Genomic DNA, 1809 nt, shown 5'->3' on the forward strand with positions numbered 1-1809 from the left:
TGTCAAGGGACATCGGGATCTCCCTGTGGGCGGACGTTTGATCTCCCTGTTCGCGGACAGTTCATCTCCCTGTCGGCGGTCAGTTGATCTCCCTGCGGGGTTAGGTCAGGGGGACGACGCCGCGTCCGGCGGTGGCCTCGGCCAGTCGCATCGAGGTGCCCTCGGTGGTGAGGACGTGGGCGTGGTGGAGGAGCCGGTCGACGGTCGCGGTGGCGAGGGTCTTGGGCATGAAGGTGTCGAACCCGGCGGGGTGGAGGTTGCTGGTCACGGCCAGGCTCCGCCGTTCGTAGGTAGCGTCGACGAGGCGGTAGAACGCTTCGGCGGCGGCCTGCCCTGCCGGGAGCATGCCGATGTCGTCAACGACGATCAGGTCGGCGCGGGTGATCCGGGCGATGACCTTGTTGATCGACCCATCGACGCTGGCCCGTCCGATCGCGGTGGTCAGCGATTCCAGGGTGAACCAGGCAACGCGCATGTCGGCGTCGATCACCTGGTGGGCGATCGCCTCGACGAAGTGGGTCTTCCCGGTGCCGGAGGGCCCGCTGATGGCGAGGTTCTCAGCGCGGTGGATCCATTCCAGGGTCGCCAGCGCCGACTGGGTCGGGGCGGGGATGGAGGAGGCGGTCTCCTGCCAGGTCTGGAAGGTCTTCCCGGCTGGCAGGCCGGCGCTCTTGCGGCGCATCGCCTTGGTGGCCGCGTCCCGCCCCCGGACCTCTTCAGCCAGAAGGACGCGGAGGACCTCGGTGGGGTCCCATCGCTGCGCTTTCGCGGTGGCCAGCACGTCCGGGGCGGCAGCACGGAGGTAGGGCATGCGCATGCGCTTCAGGACCGTGGTCAGGTCCTCGGGCAGCGGCGGGGCAGTCATCGTCGTGGTGACGGTCATCGGGTGGTCTCCATGCTCGTGGTGGTGGTGAATCCGGCCCAGCTGGTGGTGCCGGGCTGGGCGGAGTGGGTCTCATCAGCGATGACCAGGTCTGCGACCGCGGCACCGCTTAAGTGGTGGTCGACGATGGTGGCCAGGTCACCCTCGGCGAAGCGTCCGGCGGTCGCGGCGATCCCGAGTCCGGCATCAACCTGATCGGTGCCGACCAGGGCGGCCAGCTCGAGCGCGGCGGTCATCTTCGCCCGGATCCGCACTGTCCCGGCGGCGGAAGCCTCGATCAGCCAGGCCCTCGCCCCATCTCCCAGGGCGAGGAAGTCCCGCTCGGCGCTGGTGCGGGCCCGGGGCCGTGGAACGCGGGGAGCGCCGGTCGGATCTTGGGGATGGTCGGGATAGTGGGCCAGGTCGATCCGGGGAGTGCCCGGGGTGGAGAGGCGATGGCGGGCGACCTCGACCAGCCCGCGTCGGTCCCCGGCCCAGGCCGGGAGGGTGGGTAGGGCGTCGAGGTCGGCGATGATCACCAGCTCCATCCCCGCGGCGCGGACCCAGACCTCGGCCCCGACCAGGCCCGGCGGCGTGGAGTAGCGCACCGATCCGAACCGCACCGTCTGATCGGTGCCCACCGACCGGGTCTGGCCCAGCGCCATCGTGTGAGGAGCCGCCGGCAGCACGTGCAGGCGGGCACGTTCCTCGGCCAGGGCCTCGGCCGGGATCCGTGCGGACTCTCGATGCCTGCGGGCGTTGACCTTGTGGGTGAACGTCTCGCAGGCGGTCTCGAGCTCGGCGAACGAGGCGTAGTCGGCGCGGAGGTTCGCGTCGGTGGGCACCAGATCCGCCTTCGCGATCTTCACCGTCGCCTCGGTCCCGCCCTTGGACTCCGGATCGAAAGGGACGCAGGTATGGACCTGCATGCCGTAGTGCCGGCCGAC

2 protein-coding genes are annotated in these 1809 nt (G+C 70.3%); both read right to left on the reverse strand.

Features of this window, described 5'->3' with window-relative positions:
• Positions 1 to 100: 100 nt before the first annotated feature.
• A complete protein-coding gene (gene istB, locus INT49_RS20745; RefSeq protein ID WP_193119620.1) occupies positions 101 to 883 on the reverse strand; it encodes an IS21-like element helper ATPase IstB in 783 nt (260 codons plus the stop codon).
• The coding region (locus INT49_RS20750; RefSeq protein WP_404801966.1) for a Mu transposase domain-containing protein at positions 880 to 1809 on the reverse strand (930 nt) is incomplete at its 5' end. The genes INT49_RS20750 and istB, both read right to left, overlap by 4 nt.

Source organism: Brachybacterium tyrofermentans (assembly GCF_014897585.1).
GTDB lineage: Bacteria > Actinomycetota > Actinomycetes > Actinomycetales > Dermabacteraceae > Brachybacterium > Brachybacterium tyrofermentans.

Bases quoted from the DNA above. Each gene is read 5' to 3' on its own strand.
- istB (WP_193119620.1), bottom strand. From the start codon at position 883: ATGACCGTCACCACGACGATGACTGCCCCGCCGCTGCCCGAGGACCTG.